Raw genomic sequence first — 22,849 nt, forward strand, 5'->3', positions numbered from 1 at the left:
GATAAAATGACTACTATTGGAAAAGTTGTACGCATACAAAAATTTTCAGTTAATGATGGTGATGGAATAAGAACTACTGTATTTTTAGAAGGCTGCCCTCTAAAATGCAGATGGTGCTCTAATCCTAATTCATGGAGCGGAATTGTAAAACTAGGTCTTTCAAGAGAACATTGTATAGATTGTAAAAAATGCATAAATATTTGTCACAAAAATATTTCTTCTTTATTTAACAGAAATGAAATAAATAAAAAATGTGATTTATGTGGTGAATGTATTAAACACTGTCCTCAAAATGCCATAAGTCAAATGATTCATCTAATGACTGTTGACGATGTTATAAATTCCATTGAAAAAGACTTGATTTTCTTTTTAAATTCAAATGGCGGAATAACATTTTCTGGCGGGGAACCTACGTATCAACTTGAATTTTTAAGGAGGCTAGTTTATCATTTTTATAATAAAGGAATTCATACTGCCATAGAAACTTGCGGAGTTTTTGACTTCAAAAAATGCGAAGATATTTTCCAAAATCTAGATCATATCTTTGTTGATATAAAAAATATGGATAGCAATAAGCATAAGGAGTACACAGGTCTTGGCAATGAATTAATCCTTGAAAATATTATGAAAATGGCTAAAATAAACAAAAGTATGGTTATAAGAATTCCTGTTATTCCAGGATTTAATGATGATATTAAAAATATTACTTCCACATCTCAGTTTGTAAAAAAAAATATTAAATCACCTAAAATAGAACTTCTTCCTTATCATATGTTTGGCATAGATAAATATAAAAACTTAGGTTTAGATGATTATATTCATAAATATGAAGTTCCAAGTGATAAAACTATGAAAAAGTTAGAAGATGTTGTTAAGAACTGTGGCGTTGAAGTTATGAAATACTAATAGCCATAATAAATTATGGAGATGAATTTATGATGACACAAATCCCAAAAGTTGGGCAAAACTTAAGAAAAATACGAAATGATTTAGGACTAAGCTTAGATGAAGCATCTAAATTAACTGGTGTTAGTAAACCCATGTTAGGCCAAATTGAAAGAGGTGAATCTAGTCCTACAATATCTACTTTATGGAAAATTTCTTCTGGTCTTAAAGTTAACTTCACTTCTCTTTTAGACGATAACTCTAGAGAATTAATTCTTGTAAAAAAAGAAGATGTTGAAATGGTTCAAGAAGAAAATACTCATATGAGGCTTTTCCCTATATTCCCCTTTGATTCAAAAAGTAGAATGGATGTATTTATTATAGAATTAGATGTAAACTGCAAACATATATCTGCAATGCACAAAAATGTATTGGAAGAAATAGTCATGGTTACAGAAGGTTCCTTAGAACTTACTATTGAAGATAAGACTTTTATATTAGAAAAAGATTATTCATTAAAATTTGATGGTAGCTTAAATCACTCTTATAAAAATTGCGGTGATAAAAAAACAGTTTTTTATAATATAGAAATCTATAAATAATACTTATCATCAATTAGTGTATTTATTACTCGTTTATAGTATTTTAATTTTTCAAATGCATATATTTATTCATTTATGAAAATAATAAAATTGTTACATAAATAAACAAAGGAGTGTAATGAATGAAAAAATTTATTTGTACTGTTTGTGGATATATACATGAAGGAGATGCGCCTCCTGAAATTTGTCCAATTTGTAAAGTTGGAGCTGACAAGTTCATAGAATCAAAAGAAGAAATGGTATGGGCAGACGAGCATAGAATAGGTATAGCAAAAGATATAGACCCTGAAATAATTGAGGGTTTAAGAGCTAATTTTTTGGGTGAATGTACAGAAGTTGGAATGTATATTGCTATGAGTAGACAAGCTGATAGAGAAGGCTATCCTGAAGTTGCGGAAGCTTACAAAAGAATAGCTTGGGAAGAGGCTGAACATGCTTCTAAATTTGCTGAGATTTTAGGCGAAGTTGTTTACCCTAGTACTAAACAAAATCTATCTGCTAGAGTTGAAGCTGAGTTTGGTGCTTGTTCAGGCAAGAAAGAATTAGCTACAGCTGCTAAAAAAGCTAATCTAGATGCTATTCATGACACTGTTCATGAAATGTGTAAAGACGAAGCTCGACATGGTAGAGCTTTTAAAGGTTTATTAGATAGATATTTTTCTAAATAGGAGGTTTTGAAATGTCGAAAATTAATTGCAATGTAACTAATTGTTCTCATAATAAATCTAGTGTTTGTTATTCAAATATAGTTAATATTAAGGGTGGTAAAGCAAAAGATTCATGTAATACATGTTGTGGAAACTTCCTAGATGAAAGAGATTATTCTACTTTAACTAATAATACAAATTCTTCTGGTGAATGTGATGCTCTAGTTTGTACAGTCCAAACTTGTGTATACAATAGAAACTTAGCTTGCACTGCGGAAACTATTAATGTAGATGGAACAAATGTTAACATATATACTGAAACAAATTGTTCTACATTTAAGCATGTATAAATTATTTTCTAAAATTATATAAATAAAAAGTAGATAGTTTAACACTATCTACTTTTTATTTATTATACTTAAAATTTAAATATTACTACAAAGCTTATGTAGTAAATTGATTAAAGTATCTGATTCTTCTTTATTAAAATTTTTTATTACTTTTTCATACCATTTTTCTTGATATTCATTAATTAATTTAAAAATTGATATACCCTCATCTGTAAGGCATAAGTCAAAAAAACTATTATCATTTAATCTCTTAACTTTTACTACATAATTCAAATCTTCCAGCTTTTTTATATTTCTAGTAATAATAGCATTATTCACATTCAGCGACAGGGCTATATCTTTTGAATTGCAACTTTTATTATTTTCTATTATCATCATGCAACGCCACATATTAAGCGTTAATCTGTATTCACATAAGATTTTCATTGCTAAATACTCCACACAATTCTTTTATAAATACATCTAATTTATTCATAAAATCACGCCTTTAATATTTGATACTGTCAAGTATATCAATATTATTTGACATGGTAAAGTATTAGGTTGTTAAATCATTAGTTTCTATTTTATGTCTGTATCTCTTATTTCTATTTCTGTTCCCTCTGGAGCTTTTATTTTAAATAAACTTTCACCTTTTACTTTATATACTATTTCTCCATTTTTAACTTTAAAATCTGTATATCCTAAATTTTTTATTCTATTATATTCCTCTTCAACACTCTCTACTATAAATCCCATATGCACTGGTCCTGCATTTAAATTACTCCACTTGTTGAAGCTATCATTACTTTTAGGTGTTTGTAATTCTATCATAAAGTTTTGTAATTTTAGCCATGTGTTATAATCTCTTCCATGAAAATTCTTTGTTTCATTTATTACTTCAAATCCTAAAATATTTTTATAAAAGTTTAATGACTCTTTGTAGTTTTCTGTTTGAATACAAACATGATGTATCATCTTTATGCTCATAATCTTCTCCTCTTTCATTTAATATATTTTGAAATATTATATCTCTATTTTACACGATTATAAAAAATATAGTAACCAATATCATCCCTCGCCATAAAATGTAATACAAATATTTAATAATCATGTATTGGAGGTTAAAACATTGGATTATGTTGATATTTTATATAATGTTAATGAAATTATTGTTGATTTAGGACTTGAAAAATCTTATAAAGAATTTTCTTGTAATCTAAATAATTACTTATTAAATAAATATGGTGAATACTATCTAGGATTACAACTATACCAGAGCAATGAAAAACAAAATTATTTCTACGTTGTGGCCAGTTATGATAATGATTTTGGTTTGGATTGGATAATAAACGATATTCAAAAAGATATTTCTAACACTTATGATCATAAATGGGGTAGCACTGTAAAACGAATTTCTTTATTTTCATTTACTACAACTACTAGATTCCTTCCTCCCCTTTATTAAAGCATAAAAGGCTAATCTATTTTTAGATTAGCCTTTTTAATTTATTTTTCTACTTTAAATCTTTTTAATCTTAATGCATTTAATAAGACTGATGTTGAACTAAATGCCATAGCAAGAGCTGCTATTACTGGACTTAAAAGCGGACCACCAAATAAATATAAAATTCCAGCTGCTACTGGTATACCTATTATGTTATATCCAAATGCCCAGAATAAGTTTTCTTTTATATTCGTCATTGTACTTTTACTAAGTCTTATGGCAGTTGGTACATCTAACAAATCACTTCTCATTAAAACAATATCTGCCGATTCCATAGCCACGTCCGTACCACTTCCTATGGCTATTCCAATATCTGCTTGGGCTAAAGCTGGTGCATCATTTATTCCATCACCAACCATGGCAACAAATTTACCTTCTTGTTGAAGTTTTTTAACTTCACTAGATTTATCTTTTGGTAAAACTTCAGCTAAAACTCTATCTATTCCAACTTGAGAAGCAATTGCCTGAGCTGTCTTTATATTATCTCCAGTAATCATAGCCACTTCTATTCCCATGTCATGAAGCTTTTTAATAGCTTTTGCACTATTTTCTTTAACTATATCAGCAACAGCTATTATCCCACCTATTTTATTATTAATTGCAATGTACATAGGTGTCTTTCCTTCACTTGCAAGCTTGTCAGATCTTTCTTCTAAATCTTCAAGGTCTATATTTTTATCTTTCATTAATTTTTTATTTCCAAGTAGAATGTCACTTCCATTTATAACAACTTCAATACCATGACCTGGTATTGCCATGAATTTATCTAGTTTATAAAATTCAAGATTTTTCTCTTCACAATCTCTAACTATAGCTTCTCCTAGAGGATGTTCTGAAGATTTTTCTGCACTTGCTGCTACTTTTAATAATTCTTCTTCTGTAATATTTCCATGGGTTATTATATTTGTAACTACTGGTTTACCTTCAGTAATTGTACCTGTTTTATCAAATACTATCGTATTAATTTTATGAGTAGTTTCTAGAGCTTGACCACCTTTAATTAAAATACCATTTTCTGCTCCTTTACCTGTTCCAACCATTATAGCTGTAGGTGTTGCAAGACCTAGAGCACATGGACAAGCTATAACTAAAACTGCTATAAATACTGTTAGTGAAAATACTGCTCCTTTACCTGCTATAAACCAAGAAAATCCTGCAATTATAGCTATAACCACAACTACTGGAACAAAATAACCTGCAATTATATCAGCTAATTTTGCTATAGGTGCTTTTGAACCTTGAGCATCTTCTACTAATTTTATTATTTGAGATATTGCTGTATCACTACCTACTTTTTCAGCTTTAAATCTTATAATTCCATTTTTATTTATACTAGCTCCTACTACTGAACTACCAATATTTTTTTCTACTGGTATACTTTCACCTGTTAACATTGATTCATCTACAGAAGTATGTCCTTCTACAACAGTACCATCTACAGGTATCTTAGAGCCTGGTTTAACTACTATAATATCTCCAACTTCAACTTCTTCTATTGGTATTTCTATTTCTTTATCATTTTTAACTATTATCGCCGTTTTAGGGCTTAGCCCCATTAACTTTTTAATAGCTTCACCTGTTTTTCCTTTAGCACGAGTTTCAAAATATTTTCCAAGTAATACAAGAGTAATTATTACACCTGCACTTTCAAAATACATATGATGCACAGCCATTTTGTCACCACTATATACTAAATATAGTGAGTATAAACTATATATAAGCGCTGCACTTGATCCTATAGTTATTAATGAATCCATAGTTGGCGCTTTGGCTATCATGGATTTAACTCCTTTAGAGAAAAACTTATTTCCTGCTATAACTATTGGTATAGTTAAAAATAATTGAGTAAGTGCAAAGTTTAAGGGATTTACATTAGGATCTATTATTTGTGGTAGTGGTAAGGGTCCAATTGGTGCTGGTATCATGGGACCCATTGCTATATAAAATAATGGAACTGCAAATATAGCTGATATTAGAAATTTATTAAACAAAGTTTTCATTTCTTTTTCTTTTCTTAATTTATCATCATCAACTGTTACTTTTTTTCCCATTTCTAAAACTTTAAATCCAGCTTTTTCAATAATATCTTTTATTTCATATAATTTCACTTTGCTTGGTATATAATTTATTGTTGCTTTTTCTGTTGCTAAATTAACTTGAACATTTTTTACCCCATCTAGTTTTTTAACTGCTCTTTCCACAGCTTTTACACAAGATGCACATGTCATTCCACCTATTGGTATTATTACTTCTTTATTTTTTTCTTCTTTTACTACTGTAAAGCCAACTTTCTCTATGGCATTTTTTATATCTTCATTTTTTACTTTTTCTTTATCATAAGATATGCTCAATTTTTCTGTTGCCATATTAACACTAGCTTCAACGCTTGAGTCTAATTTTTTCACTGCTCTTTCTACAGCTTTTGCACAAGATGCACATGTCATTCCACTTATTTTTATATCATCAACATTTATTTTATTATCCATGATTTTTCTCCTTTCATAAGTCATTTTTAGTATTATTATCTTGCTACAATAACATGCTATAATAACTTTATGAATATTTTATGAAGATAAAAATTTTTAAGAAGGAAGAGTAATTATAAACTCACTACCTTCATTTACTTTGCTTCTAACTTCTATTTTTCCTTTATGTAAATCAATTATAGATTTGCATATGGTAAGTCCTATTCCTGTTCCACCTGTATTTCTACATCTAGATTTGTCTACTCTATAAAATCTTTCAAATATATAATCCAAACTTTCCTCTGGTATTCCTATGCCATTGTCTTTTACAATTATTTTAATAAAGTCATCTTCTTTATATAATTTAATAATAATTTCCCCTTCTATTTTACAATTACAATTAGTATATCTTATAGCATTGGATATTAAATTAACTATAACTTGAGTTATTTTTTCTTTATCTACTCTTGCTGTAATTTCTTCCAATTCATACTCTATTTCTATATTATTTTCAAATGCAAAACTTTGATTATTATATATAATGTTTTTAATTAATTGTTTTAAATCAACTTCACTTATCTCTAGCTTGGTTTTTTCACTGTCATATTTAGTAAGATTTTTCAATTGATTTACTAAATGATTAAGCCTAATTACTTCTTCATTTACACTGTTTAATCTTTCTTGTGATGGTTCCCATATTCCATCAATCATTGCCTCTAAATGTGTTTGTATACTTGTTAGAGGAGTTTTAAGTTCATGGGAAATATCTGACGTTAATTTTTTTCTAATATCCTCCATTTTATATAATTCTCTCGATAGCTCATTAATAGAATTTATTAAATCATCTATTTCCACAATAGAACTTTCATATTCTAATGTTTGATCATATCCTCCTCTTTTTATAAAATCTGTCATTTTTGACACAACAATTATAGGTTTTGAAATTTTTTGAGATAAAAAAATAGAAATTGATATTGAAACTATAATCATAAGCAAAGATATTCCTATAATTAAGTTAGTAATATCTTGTAAAAATAATTTTCTATTTTTAGCTAAAGATTGTTTAGATAATTCCACCATATTTGAAGAATAATATATAATTTTCTTTTCCACTGATAAGTTAATACTTATAGCCATTATTAGGATGATTCCTATCATTACCATAGCTAAATAAAATATTAACTTCTTATTAAGGTTTAGTTTTTTCTTGTTAAATTCCAAATTTATACCCCACTCCATAAACTGTTTGTATTATTTTTGGCTTTTTAGTATCTTCTTCTATTTTTTGTCTTAAGTTTTTAATATGCGCATCTATGATTCTATCAAACTTTTCATAATAATTATCTGTTACTAGCTCTAATAATTCTTCCCTCGTAAAAATTTTCTTTTGATTATTTACAAATAATAATAATAACTTATATTCTGTATTTGTCAGATTTACATCCTTATCTCTTATTTTGACTTCATGAGATAATGTATTAATTTCTATTTCATCATTAACTTTTATAATTTCTTCTTTTTTTATTTTTCTAAGTGCTGCCTTGGCCCTCAAAACTAGTTCCTTCACATTAAATGGCTTACAAACATAATCATCACATCCCAAGTTAAATCCATCTATTTTATCTTCATCTTCAGTTTTTGCCGTTAACATTATTATATGTACTAAAGATGTTTCTCTTATTTTCTCACAAATTTCTTCACCACTTATATCTGGTAACATTCTATCTAAAATTATTAAATCTAATTCATTATTATTAAATAAGTTTAATGCTTCATTACCATCATAGGCTACTATGGTATTATAACCTTCTTTATCTAGGTAAGCCTTTACAACTTCTGTTATTTTTTTTTCATCATCAACTAATAATATATTAAACATAAATCCTCCTAAAATTTCCTTATAATTTTACAATATCATATAATTATATATTTTTTATGAATTTTTAACTTAAGTATTACTATTCTTCATTATTTTTTCATAATTATAGAATATAATATACATAATATAAACTTATTTTAAAATTGAGGTAATATTATGAGTAAAATTACTAAATTCTTTCATGTCTATGGAATGAAATGTCACTCTTGCGAAGTGGCAGTTGAGAAAGAAATTAATAAACTACAAGGCATTGTAAATATAGACGCTGACCATGATAACTCTATGGTCATAGTCACTTATGAAAATGAATTATGTAATGATGATAAAATCAAATTAGCTATTAAAAATTCTGGCTTTTCCTCAAGTAATAATATGTTAATAAAAGTTTTAGCTTTAAGTATTGTGATAATATCTATGTTTTTCCTTGGAAATAATCCTTTAACAGGATCAAATACTTCTTTCACAAGTGTTGAAACTTCTTTTATGATGTTATTTGTACTTGGTTTTTTTACATCATTTCATTGTGTTGGAATGTGTGGAGGTATTTTACTTACACAAACCATAAATAAAGACGAAAATATAAATGATAAAAAATCATCTTTTAAAATTGCTTTACTTTACAATAGTGGACGCATAATCTCTTATACTATTATCGGAGGAATTGTTGGTGCTCTTGGTTCAATTTTTTCTGCCACTATTCAAATTCAAAACTTTATAAAAATAATTGCTGGTGTTTTTATGATAATTTCTGGACTTCATATGATTGGAATTAAAATATTAAATAATATTAAGGTTCCCATATTTTTCAAAAAAAGTACTTGTGTAAATAATCATAAAAATCCATTTATAGTAGGTTATTTAAGTGGATTTTTGCCATGTGGTCCCCTACAAACAATGCAACTCTATGCTTTAGCTAGTGGTAGCTTTGTTATGGGCGTTTCGTCTATGTTTGTATTTTCATTAGGAACACTTCCTATTATGTTATCATTTGCTTATGTCTCATCTAGAATGTGTAAATCATTCAACGAAAGAATATACAAATATGCAGGAATTTTAATTGTTATACTTGGTATTCTTATGATGAACCCCAGACTACATTTTATATAAAAAAATAAACCGATAAAATTTAATACAATATTATCGGTTTATTTGCTTATTTAAATTTTTTTTTCAATAATTATAGTTAAATCTGAAATTATTATTTGATTCAAAACCGTTAAATTAAATCCAAATTCCTTTAAAGAAATATTAATTTTATAAGGTAAGTTTTCTTGCACAATCTGTAGTTTAGTACCTTGAATTGTGTTGCTTATTTCGCCACTCTCTCCATCATCAATACTTGGTACAATTATTGTATTATCTATTGAAAACAATTGTTCATTATTTCCATCTATCTTAAAACCGACTCTAAATACATCTCCTTCTTTTGCGTTTTCATTAAACTTAAAACTATATTTTAAAGAAACATATATAGAATAAATACCTAATTCATTTATTGTTAAAGTATCATTAGGTCTTTGAATAACACTTGATTCAATTTTATAAGATGATGTATTTATTTCAAGAGGTACTGCTGTAAGATGTAAATTTTGATTATCAGTTATTATTTGTAATAATTTTGGATCATTAATCTGTACTATACATATATCCTTTGGTTGCAAATAGCAACAATTATTATTGTTATAAGATAGTTTATCACATTTGCATATGCATATCTTTTCACAGCCACAAGGACAAGTTTTTTTACATTTTTTGCACTCCTCACAACTATTATTTTTTGAGTCATCTTTCATAGTCATTTTATTATCTCCTCCCATATTTTAATTGCTACCTTATTTAATATACCTCTTCAATATTTTATTCTTTATACGTACCTTTAGTGACATTATTTGATACATTTTTAATTATTGTATTTTAAAATATATTTATTTACACCTTTAAAATTGAAGTTTTCCCTTAATAAAGCCATTGTATTAAATGGATAAATTGGTACAACATATTTTAAACTATCTATGTTCGATTATCCTCTTCACATTGCAACATCAAATTCATTGACTATAAAATCTTCACAATTCATAAAGAGAACTAAAGTAAAATCTATTACACTATCTTAAATTTTTAGGATATCTTTCACTGTTTATTAAAAAAATTTATACTATGTATTTTATTGTAAAATAATGTATAATTTTTATTAAGATTAAAATTGCCAAAATAGGGTTTAAAAGGAGTAATATATGTATAAATTAATAATTTTTGATATTGATGGCACATTATTAGATACAGAATCTGCTGTACTAAAAGGATTACAAAAATGTTTAAATGAACATCATAATATAAAAGTAAGCTTAAAAGATTTAGAATTTGCTATTGGTATGACGGGAGATGAAGTCTTTTCAAATTTTGGTATTAGTGATAATGGATTTAGTTATAGTAAGTGGATTAAGTATGTGGATGATTATAAAGAAGAGATAAAATTATTTGATGAAATTGAAGATACTTTAGAATACTTAAGAAAAAATAACGTTATTCTTGCTATTGCCACTTCTAAAACTAGATTTGAATATGATACAACAGTTAAACACTTCAATATTAACCATTATTTTGATTATGTAGTTTGTATAGATGAAGTTGAACATCCAAAACCAAGTGCAGATCCACTTTTAAAAATTCTTCAACAGTCAAAAATTCCAGCTGAAGAAGCATTATTTATAGGTGATACTTATTTTGATATAGAGTGTGCTAGAAATGCACAAATGGATTTTGGTTTAGCATTATGGGGAGCTCATGAAAAATGTAAATCTATGTGTGATATTCATTTTTCAACTCCAAAGGAATTATGCAAAACTAATATATTAGATTCTGTAAATGTTTAAATTATAAATTTACAGTAATTAAAAAGCTGGACATATAATAAATATGTCCAGCTTTTTTAATTAGTTTTTTATATACTAATTGATTATTTGTATCTTTTTTCTACAAAGTTTATTATCATCCTTGTTGCCTCATCTATTCCCATAAAGCTAGTATCTAAACATAAATGATAGTTCTTTGCATCTCCCCAGTAAGAGTCTGTATAGTATTTATAATAAGATGCTCTTTCTTTATCTATTTTTTTTACAACAGAAGCACTTATCTCTTTCTTTACATTATGTTCAATTATAGCTCTTTTTCTCCTAAACTCAAATTCTCCATGAATGAATATATTAAATACATTATCAAACTCTTTTAATGCATAATTTGATGCTCTTCCTACAAATATGCAAGATTTTTCACTGGCAAGTTTTTGTATCAAATTAAATTGTTTTAAAAATAATTGGTGATTAATAGGTAAATTATTTGAGCCGTAGTCATATCCGAAGTAACTCAAAACTTTTAATGGCTTTTCATCATATTTCTCAAAGTATTCCTTACAGTATCCACTTTCTTTTGCAACCATAGTTAGCAATTCTTTATCATAGCATGGTATATCAAAGTACGCAGCTAATCTTCTTCCTATTTCTCCACCACCACTGCCATATTCTCTGCCAATAGTAATTACAAACTTATCTTTCATAAGTATCCCCCATTTTAAAATAAATGTTAAAGTAATAAATAATATCTTCTATATAACATCTAGTATAGATGATAAATTATTTACTATCTTAATATTATTATATTCTTTAAAGTCATTTTGTGATGTAGTTCCAGTAGTAACTCCAACAAAATCTATTTGTCCATTTTCTGCTGCCTTAGCATCTATATAACTATCTCCAACATATAACACATCTTCTCTTTTACAATTAAAGTAATCTAATGCTTTCATTAATCCTTCTGGATTTGGTTTATGAGTTGTTACATTTTCATAACCTATTATATAATCAACATATTTTCTACAATTTAAGTGTTCTAATATTTTATCTATTCTGGCTCCCATTCTACTAGATACTATTCCCACCTTTATTCCATTTTTCTTAAGGGTTTGTAGGGTTTCAACAGTATCTTCAAATAAAACAGTATTTTGAATTGTAATCTCATCTGATTTAACTCTATAAATTGATACAAGTTCTTGAACCTTTTCTTCATCCTTTATTCCTGTAAGTTGTGGAAAGGCATTATCCAATGTCATACCTATGGTTTTAATAGCTTTTTCTCTATCAAAGCCATCTATATTCATTGTTTCAAAAGTATGCCTAAAGCATTCTACTATGGGCTTGGTTGTATCTGCTAAAGTGTAATCAAAGTCAAATAAGCATAATTTATATTTCATATTTGTCCCCCTAAATTTGTCATTTATTATTAATAATATCATAAATTCAAATTTATTTCTTAACATAATTAAAGAGGGCTTATACCCTCTTAATGATTTTAATGCTCCTTCCAATAGTTATCCCTCTTGGCACAATAATATTTATACATCTTTTCATCTCCTAATTCTTCATAGCAATATGCAATATCAAAAAAGAAAAATGGATTATCTCCATATAATTTTGTAATTTTCTTTAAAGTCCCAATTGCATCCTCGTACTTTTTAGCTTCTATCTGACTTTGCGACTTAAGATATTGTATATATTGATCCTCCTTAATTTCCTCTTCCATATCTTCGGCTATTTCAAAATATTTTATTGCTTTCTCATGTTCATTCATTTCTGCTAATATATCAGCTTTTAATAAGTAATTATCTGGAAATATCGGTATAAAATCAATAAGCTCATTTGATATTAATAAAGCCTTTTTGTAATTTTTTTTCTTTTTATATTCTTCACACATAGTATATAAAACATCATACTTATCTTCTAAATAATCAAAATCTTTTATGGCTGAAATCATTTCAAAAGCTTTGTCTAATCTATCTATTCTTCTTTGTGCAAGGAATAAAACTGAATCATCTATACTTAATTCATCATAATATTTTTTCATCAAATTGAAATAAGATTCCTTGACTTCCTCTTCACAAAAATCTTCTTTTACATTAAGCTCTCTAAAAATATTTTTCATCTTGACCTCCCCTGCGTAGCAACTAATTTTCTTATTTTAATTATAGTACTTAATTACTAATTACAATCCATAGATTACAAATATTTTTATCTACTAAATATATTTATAAAACTATGGACTAATATACAAGAGTATGTGTTTTTTATTCTATATCTAAAAAATCCTATAAAGAATCCATAGCTTAACATTAGTGAGCATTTAATTATAATCATTAATGCCATATGATTAAATCCACTTGTCATAATAATTGTATCTATATAACCAATATGATAAATAGAGAATAGAACTGTAGTCAAAAAATAGACTTTTACTTCATCCTCATTTTCTTGTTTCAAAACATTCCATATGTAAGATTTAAATAGAAGTTCTTCATATATAGGTGTCATTATAGCAGTATAAAATAAGGGTATAATACTTTCTATTGATGTTTTTGTCAAAAAAGAAGGAGATGTAAAAATTAAAAGTAATACAGCCCCAGTAACAATAACATAATAAATTTTTGATTCTTTATTTTTCATATAAGAAAAAATATCTAAAGGAACTTTTTCTTTTTTAGATTTATATATTACAAATAACGTAAGTAAAAACATTATAATCATAGATATTAATACATCATTAAATTTGTTATAAGATAAAAATAAAAATGCACTTTGCTTTAGTGCTATTCTACTTACCTGTAATACAATTAGTAAAGCTACAATCTTTATCATTTTGTAAGAATTTTCATTATTATTTAACTCACTACTATTATTCATTTTGTACTCCTTTGCATTAATATAAATAATCACTCACTTTAAGTTTATTATTGTTTTAAATAATAATTACATATATTCTTATGTTTTAATTAAATTGTGTTTATTTTTAGTAAAACAATGTATAAAATTATATATTAAAGGAGGATAGATTTGATGAAAAAATTATTTCTTAATATATTAACATTCATATGTATAGTAGTAATTTATATATCGGGTTATAAGATTTATACTACTTTAAAAGATTATAAAAAAGCTGATGATGTTTATTCTCAACTTAGAAATGCAAAAGAGAATTCAAAAGATATGATTGAAGTTAAAAAGAATTTATCATACATAAATTCAGATTATAAACTTTGGATTAGTGTGGAGGGTACAAATATTGATTATCCTGTTGTCCAAGGAAGTGACAATGATTTTTATCTAAACCATGATTTTAATAAAAATTACTTACCTGCAGGATCTATATTTTTAGACTATAGAAATACTCTTGAAAAAGATTCTAACTCTGTTATTTATGGCCATCATATGAAAAATTCAACTATGTTTGGTCAAATGGAGAAATTTAAAGATGAAGATTTTTTTAAAAATAATAAAATAATCACTCTTAAAACAGACAATACTACATATATCTATGAAATATTTGCTATAGGCGTATATGATGCTGATTTTGGATATAATAAAGTGAATTTTAATAATAAAGAAGATTTTAATAATTTTATAAGTAAGATCTTAAGTAAGTCTATGTATAGCAGGAATATTGTGACTTCAAAAGATCAAATATTAACTTTATCAACATGTAGTTATGAGTATGACAATGCTAGAATAGCTATTTTTGGTGTAAAAAAGTAATTCTATAATTAAAGAGTTATAAAAAATGCTATAACTCTTTAATTATAGTAATATTATAATTTAAGTTCTAAATTAGCTATATTAAGAACTTCTTCTCTAAAAGTATCTAGGCTTATTCTATCTATGAAATCTCCTAATTTTTCACCTGGTTTTGCTGTGTCTTTATAGTAAAAAAGTATAGTTTTTACTAAATTGAAGGCATCCTTTTCTAACAATCCTTTAGTAAGTATATCTGCACTTCTTGGATAATACCCTGCACTACCACCAACGGTAATAAAAAAAGTACTATCTAAATCAGCAATTACTCCTATATCTTTAGAGTATACACTTGTACATGCGTTTTTGCATCCTGCTACACCTATTTTCGTTCTGCACGGAAGTTCCATTCCATGAAATTTCTTGCTAATTTTCATACCTATTCCAATAGTTGGATATTTTGAACGCTTACAATAGTTTGCTGGACACATTTCCACATTTTTAAGTGAATTTTGTACTTTTACAGCTGGCTCCATTCCTAATTCTTCCCATATTTCAGGTAAATCTTCTTGTTTTAAATTTGTAATTAAAATTCTTTGGCCAGAAGTTATTTTTAAAACACCTTTGTATTTTTTAGCCACTTCTCCTATTTTTATTAAATTATCTGGAAGAATAAATCCACCTGGAATATGTGGTGTTATGGCATAAGTTCGTTTTCCATCTTTTATCTTTTGCAAATTTCCATATACACTCATTTACATATATCTCTCCTTTGTTTAAGTTAATTAATATTTTTAGTATACAACAATATAATTTATTTTATCTACTTTTTATTTAACTTCAATATAATAACTTACTTCAAAACTATCTCCAATATTTAACTTATTAATATATTTTTTATTTTTATATATATCGTTAGAATCAATACCATCTGCTATTCCATACCAAGGTTCTATTGAAATAAATGGTGCTGTACTATTTTTACCTTTATAATATGGCGTCCATATTCCAACTAATGGGAAACCTTCAAAGTTCACATTAATATAGAATTCTTCTTTTGTAGACTTTAATGAAATTTCATCTATATTAGTATAAATTATTGCATCATTTTCAAATAAACCAGGGTTTAATTTCAGTTTAGATAAAGAGTTAATTTCATCTATTTCGCTATAATAAGGACCTTCTAAATTAATTTTTTGTACATTTTTTCTGCACTTAAATTCAATATAGTACTCCCTTAAGTTTTCTGGTGAGGAAATATTAAATGCTGGATGTCCTCCTATAGAAAAATATATATCTTTTGAATCAATATTTTGTACATTCCAAGTAATCTTAACTTTTTCCTCTACTATTGTATATGAGATGAAGAGATTAAAATTATATGGGTATATTTTTATTGTTTTTTCATTAGATGTTAACTTGTAGGTTATAGTATTTTCATCATTATTGATTAAATCAAAATCCATATCTCTAGCAAATCCATGTTGATTTATATTATATATTTCACCTTCTATTAAAGTTTTATCCTCCTTTAATTTACCTACAATAGGAAATAGTATTGGAGACTGTCTCCTCCAATATTTTTTATCTCCATTCCATAGAATTTCTTTCTTATATTTCTTAGAATATATCCTCGTTAATTCTGCTCCACTACTTTTAGTTTCTATTATTAAATTATTATTTTCTAAAATCTGCATATATCCTCCAAATTTATAATTTTCCAATATGTAAAAAGCTATCTTATACAAGATAGCTTTTTTCTATTATTTAAGTTAGTTATTTACTAAAAGTTTTTTCTACATATGCTTTTATTTCTTCTGCAGTTCCAAGAGATAATACTTCCTCTGAGAACTTTTTCATGTCTTCAAAGCTTAATGAATTTATTAATTTTCTAGCAGGTAATATTGATATTGGACTCATTGAAAATTCATCTAACCCAAATCCAAGTAATATTGGTATCATTAATTGATCTCCTGCAGACTCTCCACACATTCCAGCCCATTTGCCTTCTTTGTGTGCATTATCTATAACCATTTTTATAAGTCTAAGTACAGCCGGATTAAATTGATTGTACAAGTAACTTATTTTTTGGTTCATTCTATCAACAGCACAAGTATATTGTATTAAGTCATTAGTTCCTATTGAGAAGAAATCAACATGCTTAGCAAGTACATCTGATATTACTGCAGCAGATGGAACTTCTATCATCATACCAACTTCTACTTCTTCAGAATAAGCTATTCCTTCAGTTTTTAACTGTGCTTTAACTTCTTCACAAACTTCTTTAGCTTGTAATAGTTCTTCTAATGATGATATCATTGGGAACATTATTCTTAATTTTCCATGCACACTTGCTCTATATAAAGCTCTAAGTTGAGTTACAAATATTTCTTTTCTATCTAGACAAAGTCTTATGGCTCTATATCCTAAAAATGGATTCATTTCTTCGTCCATTGGAAGGTAGTCTAATTTCTTATCTCCACCTATATCTAATGTTCTTATAACTATTGGTTTTCCTGCCATTCCTTCAAGTACTGCTTTGTAAGCATTGTATTGCTCTTCTTCACTTGGGAAATCACTTCTGTCCATATATAAGAATTCTGTTCTATAAAGTCCTACACCTTCAGCATCATTTTTTATAAGACCTTCTACGTCACCTGGAGTGCCTATGTTACCAGCAAGTTCCACATGTCTTCCATCAGTAGTTATTGAAGCCTTACCTTTTAATAAGTCTAATGCTTTTTTATATTCTTCGAAATCAGTTTTTAATTTTGTATATTTAGCTATAGTTTCTTCATCTGGATTTATTATTACTTCACCAGTGTCTCCATTAAATGCTACAAAATCACCATCTTTTATTTCTTTAGTAGCGTGACTTAAACCAACTATAGCTGCTATTTCTAAAGTTCTAGACATTATAGCAGTATGAGAAGTTCTTCCGCCTATATCTGTTAAGAATCCTAAAACTTTTTTCTTATCCATTGTTGCTGTATCAGATGGTGTTAAATCATGAGCAACTAATACTACTTCATCAGCTAAGTCAGCTAAGTCTACAACTTTTACACCTAATATATGTCTAAGAACTCTATTTGTTACATCCTTTATATCAGCAGCTCTTTCTCTCATATATTCATTGTCCATAGATTCAAACATACCTATGAACATTTCTTTTATTTCATTTAATGCAAAGTCTGCATTAACTTTTTCATCATTTATTTTACTAACAGCAGATTCAACTAATTCTGGATCTTCTAACACTAATAAATGTGCTTCAAATATTTCAGCCTCATGCTCACCAAATTCTGATAAAGCCTTTTCCTTTACTTTTGTTAGTTCTTCTTTTGAAACTTCAACAGCAGTTCTTAATTTCCCTACCTCTGCTTCACAATCAGTTATTGTTTTTCTTTCTATTACTAACTGCGTATCTTCAACTACTAATGCCTTCCCCAAAACAATACCTGGAGATGCTCCTATACCCTTTAACATGTTGCTGTTCCTCCTAAAGATATTATTACATTAAAACCTGGGCAATTTATACCCAGGTTTATATTGGATTATTCGCCAAATCCAGATTCTACTAATTCAACTAATGCATTAACTGCTGCTTCTTCATCTGCACCAGCTGCACATATAGTTACTTCTTCACCTTTTCCAAGTCCTAAACTCATTATTCCCATTATTGATTTAGCGTTTACTACTTTACCTTTGCATTTTACTTCAACTGTTGAAGTGAATTCTGATGCTTTTTTTACAAACATACCAGCTGGTCTTGCATGTAAACCTGTTTCGTTTTTGATTACTACTGTCTTTTCCATTTTACAACCTCCAGGCAAATTAAAAAATTTAATTAAATAATTAGCTTATTTTTGTTTATTAAAATCATAAATAATCAAATTAGTGATTATTTTCGCTAATTTACTATTTGAGTGAGTAACAAGTAACTTGTCATCATTCATTTGTTTATTACAAATTTGGATGACTTTATTAAAATCATAAAGTTCAACCCTATTTATATTATTTTCCTCAAGCTTTCTTTCATATATACTGTAAAAAATATCTTTGTAAGAAGAGTTTTTGTCAATATCTAAAACTTCTATGATTTTAGGTATAACACTTTCCATTAGTGTTCTACGATTTATATCCTTTTTTATATTTAATAAATAGCATAAATCATTTATAGTATCCTTACTCAAATCACATATTTTATTAAAACAATAATCCTCATTATATTTACAGTCAAGATTGAAGAAATAATTAACGCCATCATATCTTTTATAAGCTTTCATAGTATCGAGATATCCAAGCTTTATATTTGATTCAATATGATCCTTATCTTTATTAAGTGACCCTCCCAAATTTTGAGATGGTACTATAACTTTTAAGTTCAAATCTTGATATCTGTTTATTATCATTTTACCAAGGAAATCGTCCACTAATCTAATTACTACTATATCATCATATCCTTTTTGTGCCAACATATTAATTGGTATATTGTCTGAAAACATTCCATCTAGATAAAGTTTATCATCTAGCTTGTCCAACTGGAATATTGGTAGTGACGAACTGGCTATTAAGTAATCTATCAATCTTCCTTCTGGTATATCTTCTGTATATAGAAGTTTTGGAAATATCTTTCCATCCCAATATGCTGTTGTTATACCAAAATCAATTTTAGATTTTCTTATTTTCACTTCATCAATTTTTTCTTCTAGTAATTTTCTAAGCGGGCTTATATCTATTCCCTGATTTTTTCTAGCTTTATTCATTAGTTCGACTACATCATGAAAGCTTTTTACCTTCATTTCAAGATTTTTATATCTTTCATATGTATCTTCATCTATATTCATAAAGCTTTTATAATCATAATTCACCCAAATATCTTCCATAGCATCAAAATCTCCCTGAACAATAAGTGCTCCATTTAATGCTCCTATGGAAGTTCCTGCTATACCAGTAAATTGTATTCCTAAATCTGTTAAGGCTCTATAAGCTCCTATTTGATAAGCGCCTTTTGTTCCCCCACCTTCTAATACAAGACCTTTTTTCATTTTATCACCTAACTTTTCATGGAGAATATATATAATGTAATACATTCTCCATATTTTTTACATGTTATTTTATAGCCCCTTTAGTGCTTACAATCTTTACTGACTTTAAAAATAATTTCTTTTCAATCGGTTTTAGTGATAAGTTGCTCATTATATAATTTGCTTCATCAACAAGATAAATTTTCTTATATCCTGTTTTTAAGAAAGCCATACATACTGTCCTGATATCATCTTCATTCTCACATTCGAAAAAAGATGGAGAAACTACTAGTTTATACGATGATGATTTTTTATTTTTCATAGTTTGCTTATAAGTATTTAAAAAATCATTTGATTCTCTTTTACTTATAAAACCACTTACATCAATATAAACTTTCTTTTCTTCTTCATTTATATTCATATTTATCACTTATCTCACCCCCAAATAATTCATTATTTTATTATATGAATTATTTAGAGTAAACTTGCTATAAGTTAAGTGATTTATTAATTAATTCATTAACTTTATTTTGCAGGAAATGGCTTTCATTTTCAAGGTAATTAATTTCCTTATTAATGGTATTTTTTTTACCTTGCAACTTTGTATTTCTTTTAATTAATTCAATTTCTTTTTTTATTGAAATTATTTTTTTACTAAGAGCCTCTATTTTGCTATAATTATCATCTTTAAATATTTTTAATTTCATTACTTTATTTGGATAATAATCATATATTTTGTTCCCCATACCTTTTGCTATCATTTTAAAATATCTATCATAGATTTCACTGTTTAATATTCCCACTATATATTCATAAGAAAATACGTTTTTATATTCTTCTTTAATATAAAATGAATATACGTCTGCACTACTAAAATTATCATTATAATCTATGGCAAACTTGTTGTTAGAGCTCTTGTATGGATACATGATTTTTTTTCTTTCAAATAAACTTTTTTCCCTTCCCCATTGAAGTTCATACCATTTTCTAACTTTCTTAATACATTCCCTTCTATCCTCCAATTTTCCCCTATAGGGTTTCAAACAATTTTCTTCTATATAAGGATAGTCTTGAATTTCCCTAATATCATTTGTATAAATTAACTTTTGATTACTTTCTTCTATTATATATTGATTTACATTTCTATTTTTTATCCATGACTTTAAGAACTTTTCGTCAATATGTTTTATTCTTTCATCTTCAATCTTTAATATAAAGGCCTTATCACAACCAGTAATTATACCTTGAAAACTTATACAAATATCTTCTAAATTATATTTACTTTTTTGAACTATTCTTTCATAAAGCATTTTATCTTCATAATTAAGTATTATCCAATTATTCCTTAAATCTACTTGATTAATACTTATTTTTTCACATTTTTCACTATTTAATAATATTTTTAAGTCTTTCATATTTTCAATATTTGTATTATCTTTTATTTTATATACAGCTAATATATTATAGTTAGTTTTTTTCTCCAAAATTGCTATAAGAGGCGCTATCCCTAAATTTTTAAATATATTAACATTCTTTAAATCTATAATTTTTTTTATGTCACAATTACTCCTAAGGTAATCTCTAAGAAGTTTGCCAGATGGACTTTCTAAAAAGTATCTCGGTGTAATAATTCCTATTTTACCTTCATCACTTATTAAATCTAAAGCTTTTTTATAAAAACAAAAATACATATCAGCTTTATCTTTATAAACGTCTTTATATTCCCTTAATAAAAATTTTTTGTATTCTTTATCTAGCCTCTTATGTCCTATATACGGTGGGTTTCCTATAATATAATCAAATTTCATATTATAATTTTTTTTTAGAGCATCTTCACAACTTATATTATCTATCGTTGACTGATTTTCTTCATTGTGATTATATAATTTTTTTTTATTTAAGGTTTTTTTTAAAATATTTATAGCATCTTTATCTATATCTACTCCATAAATACATTTATTTATAATATGATCACTTATATTATTGATATAGTTTTTACCATGCGCTTCATTTATTTCATCTATGTTATTTTTTATTAATTTATATATCATATTATATGCTTCTATTAAAAAGTTCCCACATCCACAAGATAAATCTAAAATCTTAGGCTCTGGATTTTTAATTATATTATGATTTTTAAATACTTCTTGTAATATATAGCTAACAATTATTTTAGGTGTATAATAAATACCCTTCACTTTTTTGTCATATAAAGATAAACTTTCTTCATATGACTTTGCCAATTCATAGTTATCCATTTGTATCCCCCCCTTACAATTTTTATCCCCTATGTTGAAATTATAGCATACTTATTTTTTGTATAAATATGTAAATTATAAAGTCTTAATAATTTTAAAACCGCCTCTTTAAAGAGGCGGCCTTAATTATTTTAATACTCTTCCTTCATTAACGAAAGCTTTTGAGTAATAATCACTATCCAATTGAGAAATTACTACTTTACCCTGGCTGGAAAATGCATGTATAAATTGATTATTTCCTACATAAATTTCTGCATGAGAAATTACATCATCCATAGCTCCTACAGTATCAAAGACACTAAATCTCCTACTTGTAAATCTTTTTTGTTAATATATTTTCCATACGCTACCTGCTCTTTTGATGAACGTGGTAAGTATATTTTTGCTATGTTTTTATATACATACCAAATGAATCCAGAACAATCAAAAGTCTCTGGCCCTTCATCTGCCCAAACATACTTTTTACCAATTAAAGTTTAGCATATTCAATTATCTTCTCTGCATTTACTGAAATCGTTATTTCATTAATATCTGATATTTTATTGCTTAAATAATTACTTGGCACATACTCTTCTTTTCCATTGTATTTTATTTTTGACCATCCATCTGATGTTGATATGACTTCTTATAATAATTTGTGTTTGTTTAAATATAATAAAAAATTCATTAAAGCAAAAAACACCTCTAAAAATAGAG

At 26.8% G+C, this 22,849-nt stretch carries 27 protein-coding genes; 8 read left to right on the forward strand and 19 right to left on the reverse strand.

Features of this window, described 5'->3' with window-relative positions; genetic code table 11:
- Positions 1 to 6 precede the first annotated feature (6 nt).
- The 4 genes from K0040_RS02745 (at position 7) to K0040_RS02760 (ending at position 2,484) form a co-directional block, all read left to right on the forward strand.
- Positions 7 to 906 carry a glycyl-radical enzyme activating protein gene (locus K0040_RS02745; RefSeq protein ID WP_228107441.1) on the forward strand — a complete coding sequence of 300 codons (900 nt, stop codon included), beginning with the start codon at positions 7 to 9 and terminating at the stop codon, positions 904 to 906.
- A gap of 29 nt (positions 907 to 935) precedes the next feature.
- Positions 936 to 1,487: a helix-turn-helix domain-containing protein gene (locus tag K0040_RS02750; protein ID WP_228107442.1), complete on the forward strand. Its 552-nt coding sequence runs from the start codon at positions 936 to 938 to the stop codon at positions 1,485 to 1,487.
- Positions 1,488 to 1,609: 122 nt separating this feature from the next.
- Positions 1,610 to 2,155, forward strand: a complete 546-nt coding sequence (locus tag K0040_RS02755) for an NADH peroxidase (RefSeq protein ID WP_228107443.1) — start codon at positions 1,610 to 1,612, stop codon at positions 2,153 to 2,155.
- 11 nt (positions 2,156 to 2,166) lie between these two features.
- A complete protein-coding gene (locus K0040_RS02760) occupies positions 2,167 to 2,484 on the forward strand; it encodes a DUF1540 domain-containing protein (RefSeq protein WP_228107444.1) in 318 nt (105 codons plus the stop codon).
- A 75-nt stretch (positions 2,485 to 2,559) separates the two neighbouring features.
- On the opposite strand, the gene K0040_RS02765 is transcribed toward K0040_RS02760, so the two are convergent.
- Positions 2,560 to 2,910, reverse strand: a complete 351-nt coding sequence (locus K0040_RS02765; protein WP_228107445.1) for a MarR family transcriptional regulator — start codon at positions 2,908 to 2,910, stop codon at positions 2,560 to 2,562.
- A 135-nt stretch (positions 2,911 to 3,045) separates the two neighbouring features.
- A complete protein-coding gene (locus K0040_RS02770) occupies positions 3,046 to 3,453 on the reverse strand; it encodes a VOC family protein (protein WP_228107446.1) in 408 nt (135 codons plus the stop codon).
- A gap of 142 nt (positions 3,454 to 3,595) precedes the next feature.
- Between K0040_RS02770 and K0040_RS02775 the strand changes: the two genes are divergently transcribed.
- The gene (locus tag K0040_RS02775) at positions 3,596 to 3,931 is read left to right on the forward strand and encodes a hypothetical protein (RefSeq protein ID WP_228107447.1); all 336 of its coding nucleotides are present in this window, start codon (positions 3,596 to 3,598) and stop codon (positions 3,929 to 3,931) included.
- 41 nt (positions 3,932 to 3,972) lie between these two features.
- Here the strand turns inward: K0040_RS02775 and K0040_RS02780 are convergent, their stop codons facing one another.
- The 3 genes from K0040_RS02780 to K0040_RS02790 form a co-directional block, all read right to left on the reverse strand.
- The gene (locus K0040_RS02780; RefSeq protein ID WP_228107448.1) at positions 3,973 to 6,456 is read right to left on the reverse strand and encodes a heavy metal translocating P-type ATPase; all 2,484 of its coding nucleotides are present in this window, start codon (positions 6,454 to 6,456) and stop codon (positions 3,973 to 3,975) included.
- A 96-nt stretch (positions 6,457 to 6,552) separates the two neighbouring features.
- Positions 6,553 to 7,656: a sensor histidine kinase gene (locus K0040_RS02785; RefSeq protein ID WP_228107449.1), complete on the reverse strand. Its 1,104-nt coding sequence runs from the start codon at positions 7,654 to 7,656 to the stop codon at positions 6,553 to 6,555.
- The gene (locus K0040_RS02790) at positions 7,646 to 8,314 is read right to left on the reverse strand and encodes a response regulator (RefSeq protein WP_228107450.1); all 669 of its coding nucleotides are present in this window, start codon (positions 8,312 to 8,314) and stop codon (positions 7,646 to 7,648) included. The genes K0040_RS02785 and K0040_RS02790 overlap by 11 nt, the downstream gene beginning before the upstream one ends.
- 156 nt (positions 8,315 to 8,470) lie before the next feature.
- On the opposite strand from K0040_RS02790, the gene K0040_RS02795 reads away from it, so the two are divergent.
- Entirely contained in the window at positions 8,471 to 9,421 is a 951-nt protein-coding gene (locus tag K0040_RS02795) for an urease accessory protein UreH domain-containing protein (protein WP_228107451.1), read from the forward strand.
- 50 nt (positions 9,422 to 9,471) lie between these two features.
- Here K0040_RS02795 and K0040_RS02800 read toward each other — a convergent pair whose 3' ends face one another.
- Positions 9,472 to 10,113, reverse strand: a complete 642-nt coding sequence (locus K0040_RS02800) for a hypothetical protein (RefSeq protein WP_228107452.1) — start codon at positions 10,111 to 10,113, stop codon at positions 9,472 to 9,474.
- Positions 10,114 to 10,548: 435 nt separating this feature from the next.
- On the opposite strand from K0040_RS02800, the gene K0040_RS02805 reads away from it, so the two are divergent.
- A complete protein-coding gene (locus tag K0040_RS02805) occupies positions 10,549 to 11,187 on the forward strand; it encodes an HAD family hydrolase (RefSeq protein WP_228107453.1) in 639 nt (212 codons plus the stop codon).
- Between the two features lie 83 nt (positions 11,188 to 11,270).
- Here the strand turns inward: K0040_RS02805 and K0040_RS02810 are convergent, their stop codons facing one another.
- From K0040_RS02810 to K0040_RS02825, 4 genes are all read right to left on the reverse strand, one after another.
- Positions 11,271 to 11,867, reverse strand: a complete 597-nt coding sequence (locus K0040_RS02810) for a cytidylate kinase-like family protein (protein WP_228107454.1) — start codon at positions 11,865 to 11,867, stop codon at positions 11,271 to 11,273.
- 48 nt (positions 11,868 to 11,915) lie between these two features.
- Complete coding sequence (locus K0040_RS02815; protein ID WP_228107455.1) at positions 11,916 to 12,560, reverse strand: HAD family hydrolase; 645 nt, start codon at positions 12,558 to 12,560, stop codon at positions 11,916 to 11,918.
- Positions 12,561 to 12,658: 98 nt separating this feature from the next.
- Complete coding sequence (locus tag K0040_RS02820) at positions 12,659 to 13,288, reverse strand: tetratricopeptide repeat protein (RefSeq protein WP_228107456.1); 630 nt, start codon at positions 13,286 to 13,288, stop codon at positions 12,659 to 12,661.
- A gap of 86 nt (positions 13,289 to 13,374) precedes the next feature.
- The gene (locus tag K0040_RS02825; protein ID WP_228107457.1) at positions 13,375 to 14,043 is read right to left on the reverse strand and encodes a CPBP family intramembrane glutamic endopeptidase; all 669 of its coding nucleotides are present in this window, start codon (positions 14,041 to 14,043) and stop codon (positions 13,375 to 13,377) included.
- 153 nt (positions 14,044 to 14,196) lie between these two features.
- Between K0040_RS02825 and srtB the strand changes: the two genes are divergently transcribed.
- Positions 14,197 to 14,892 carry a class B sortase gene (gene srtB, locus K0040_RS02830; RefSeq protein WP_228107458.1) on the forward strand — a complete coding sequence of 232 codons (696 nt, stop codon included), beginning with the start codon at positions 14,197 to 14,199 and terminating at the stop codon, positions 14,890 to 14,892.
- A gap of 53 nt (positions 14,893 to 14,945) precedes the next feature.
- Here srtB and K0040_RS02835 read toward each other — a convergent pair whose 3' ends face one another.
- The 9 genes from K0040_RS02835 to K0040_RS21435 all read right to left on the reverse strand — a co-directional run bounded on the left by K0040_RS02835 (position 14,946) and on the right by K0040_RS21435 (position 22,623).
- Entirely contained in the window at positions 14,946 to 15,623 is a 678-nt protein-coding gene (locus K0040_RS02835; RefSeq protein ID WP_228107459.1) for a ferredoxin-like domain-containing protein, read from the reverse strand.
- 75 nt (positions 15,624 to 15,698) lie between these two features.
- Entirely contained in the window at positions 15,699 to 16,565 is an 867-nt protein-coding gene (locus K0040_RS02840) for an aldose 1-epimerase family protein (protein ID WP_228107460.1), read from the reverse strand.
- Between the two features lie 79 nt (positions 16,566 to 16,644).
- Positions 16,645 to 18,354, reverse strand: a complete 1,710-nt coding sequence (ptsP, locus tag K0040_RS02845) for a phosphoenolpyruvate--protein phosphotransferase (RefSeq protein WP_228107461.1) — start codon at positions 18,352 to 18,354, stop codon at positions 16,645 to 16,647.
- 68 nt (positions 18,355 to 18,422) lie between these two features.
- Positions 18,423 to 18,683, reverse strand: coding sequence for an HPr family phosphocarrier protein (locus K0040_RS02850; protein WP_228107462.1), 261 nt, complete (start codon positions 18,681 to 18,683; stop codon positions 18,423 to 18,425).
- Between the two features lie 45 nt (positions 18,684 to 18,728).
- Positions 18,729 to 19,916, reverse strand: a complete 1,188-nt coding sequence (locus K0040_RS02855) for a patatin-like phospholipase family protein (protein ID WP_228107463.1) — start codon at positions 19,914 to 19,916, stop codon at positions 18,729 to 18,731.
- A gap of 64 nt (positions 19,917 to 19,980) precedes the next feature.
- Positions 19,981 to 20,325, reverse strand: coding sequence for a hypothetical protein (locus K0040_RS02860; RefSeq protein WP_228107464.1), 345 nt, complete (start codon positions 20,323 to 20,325; stop codon positions 19,981 to 19,983).
- A 58-nt stretch (positions 20,326 to 20,383) separates the two neighbouring features.
- On the reverse strand, positions 20,384 to 22,153 hold the full coding sequence (locus tag K0040_RS02865) for an Eco57I restriction-modification methylase domain-containing protein (RefSeq protein WP_228107465.1): 1,770 nt from the start codon (positions 22,151 to 22,153) through the stop codon (positions 20,384 to 20,386).
- 126 nt (positions 22,154 to 22,279) lie between these two features.
- Positions 22,280 to 22,429: an NlpC/P60 family protein gene (locus K0040_RS20635; RefSeq protein ID WP_265588790.1), complete on the reverse strand. Its 150-nt coding sequence runs from the start codon at positions 22,427 to 22,429 to the stop codon at positions 22,280 to 22,282.
- Positions 22,430 to 22,434: 5 nt separating this feature from the next.
- A complete protein-coding gene (locus tag K0040_RS21435; RefSeq protein ID WP_369123723.1) occupies positions 22,435 to 22,623 on the reverse strand; it encodes a C40 family peptidase in 189 nt (62 codons plus the stop codon).
- Positions 22,624 to 22,849 lie beyond the last annotated feature (226 nt).

The organism is Terrisporobacter petrolearius, from assembly GCF_020748185.1.
Classification (GTDB): domain Bacteria; phylum Bacillota; class Clostridia; order Peptostreptococcales; family Peptostreptococcaceae; genus Terrisporobacter; species Terrisporobacter petrolearius.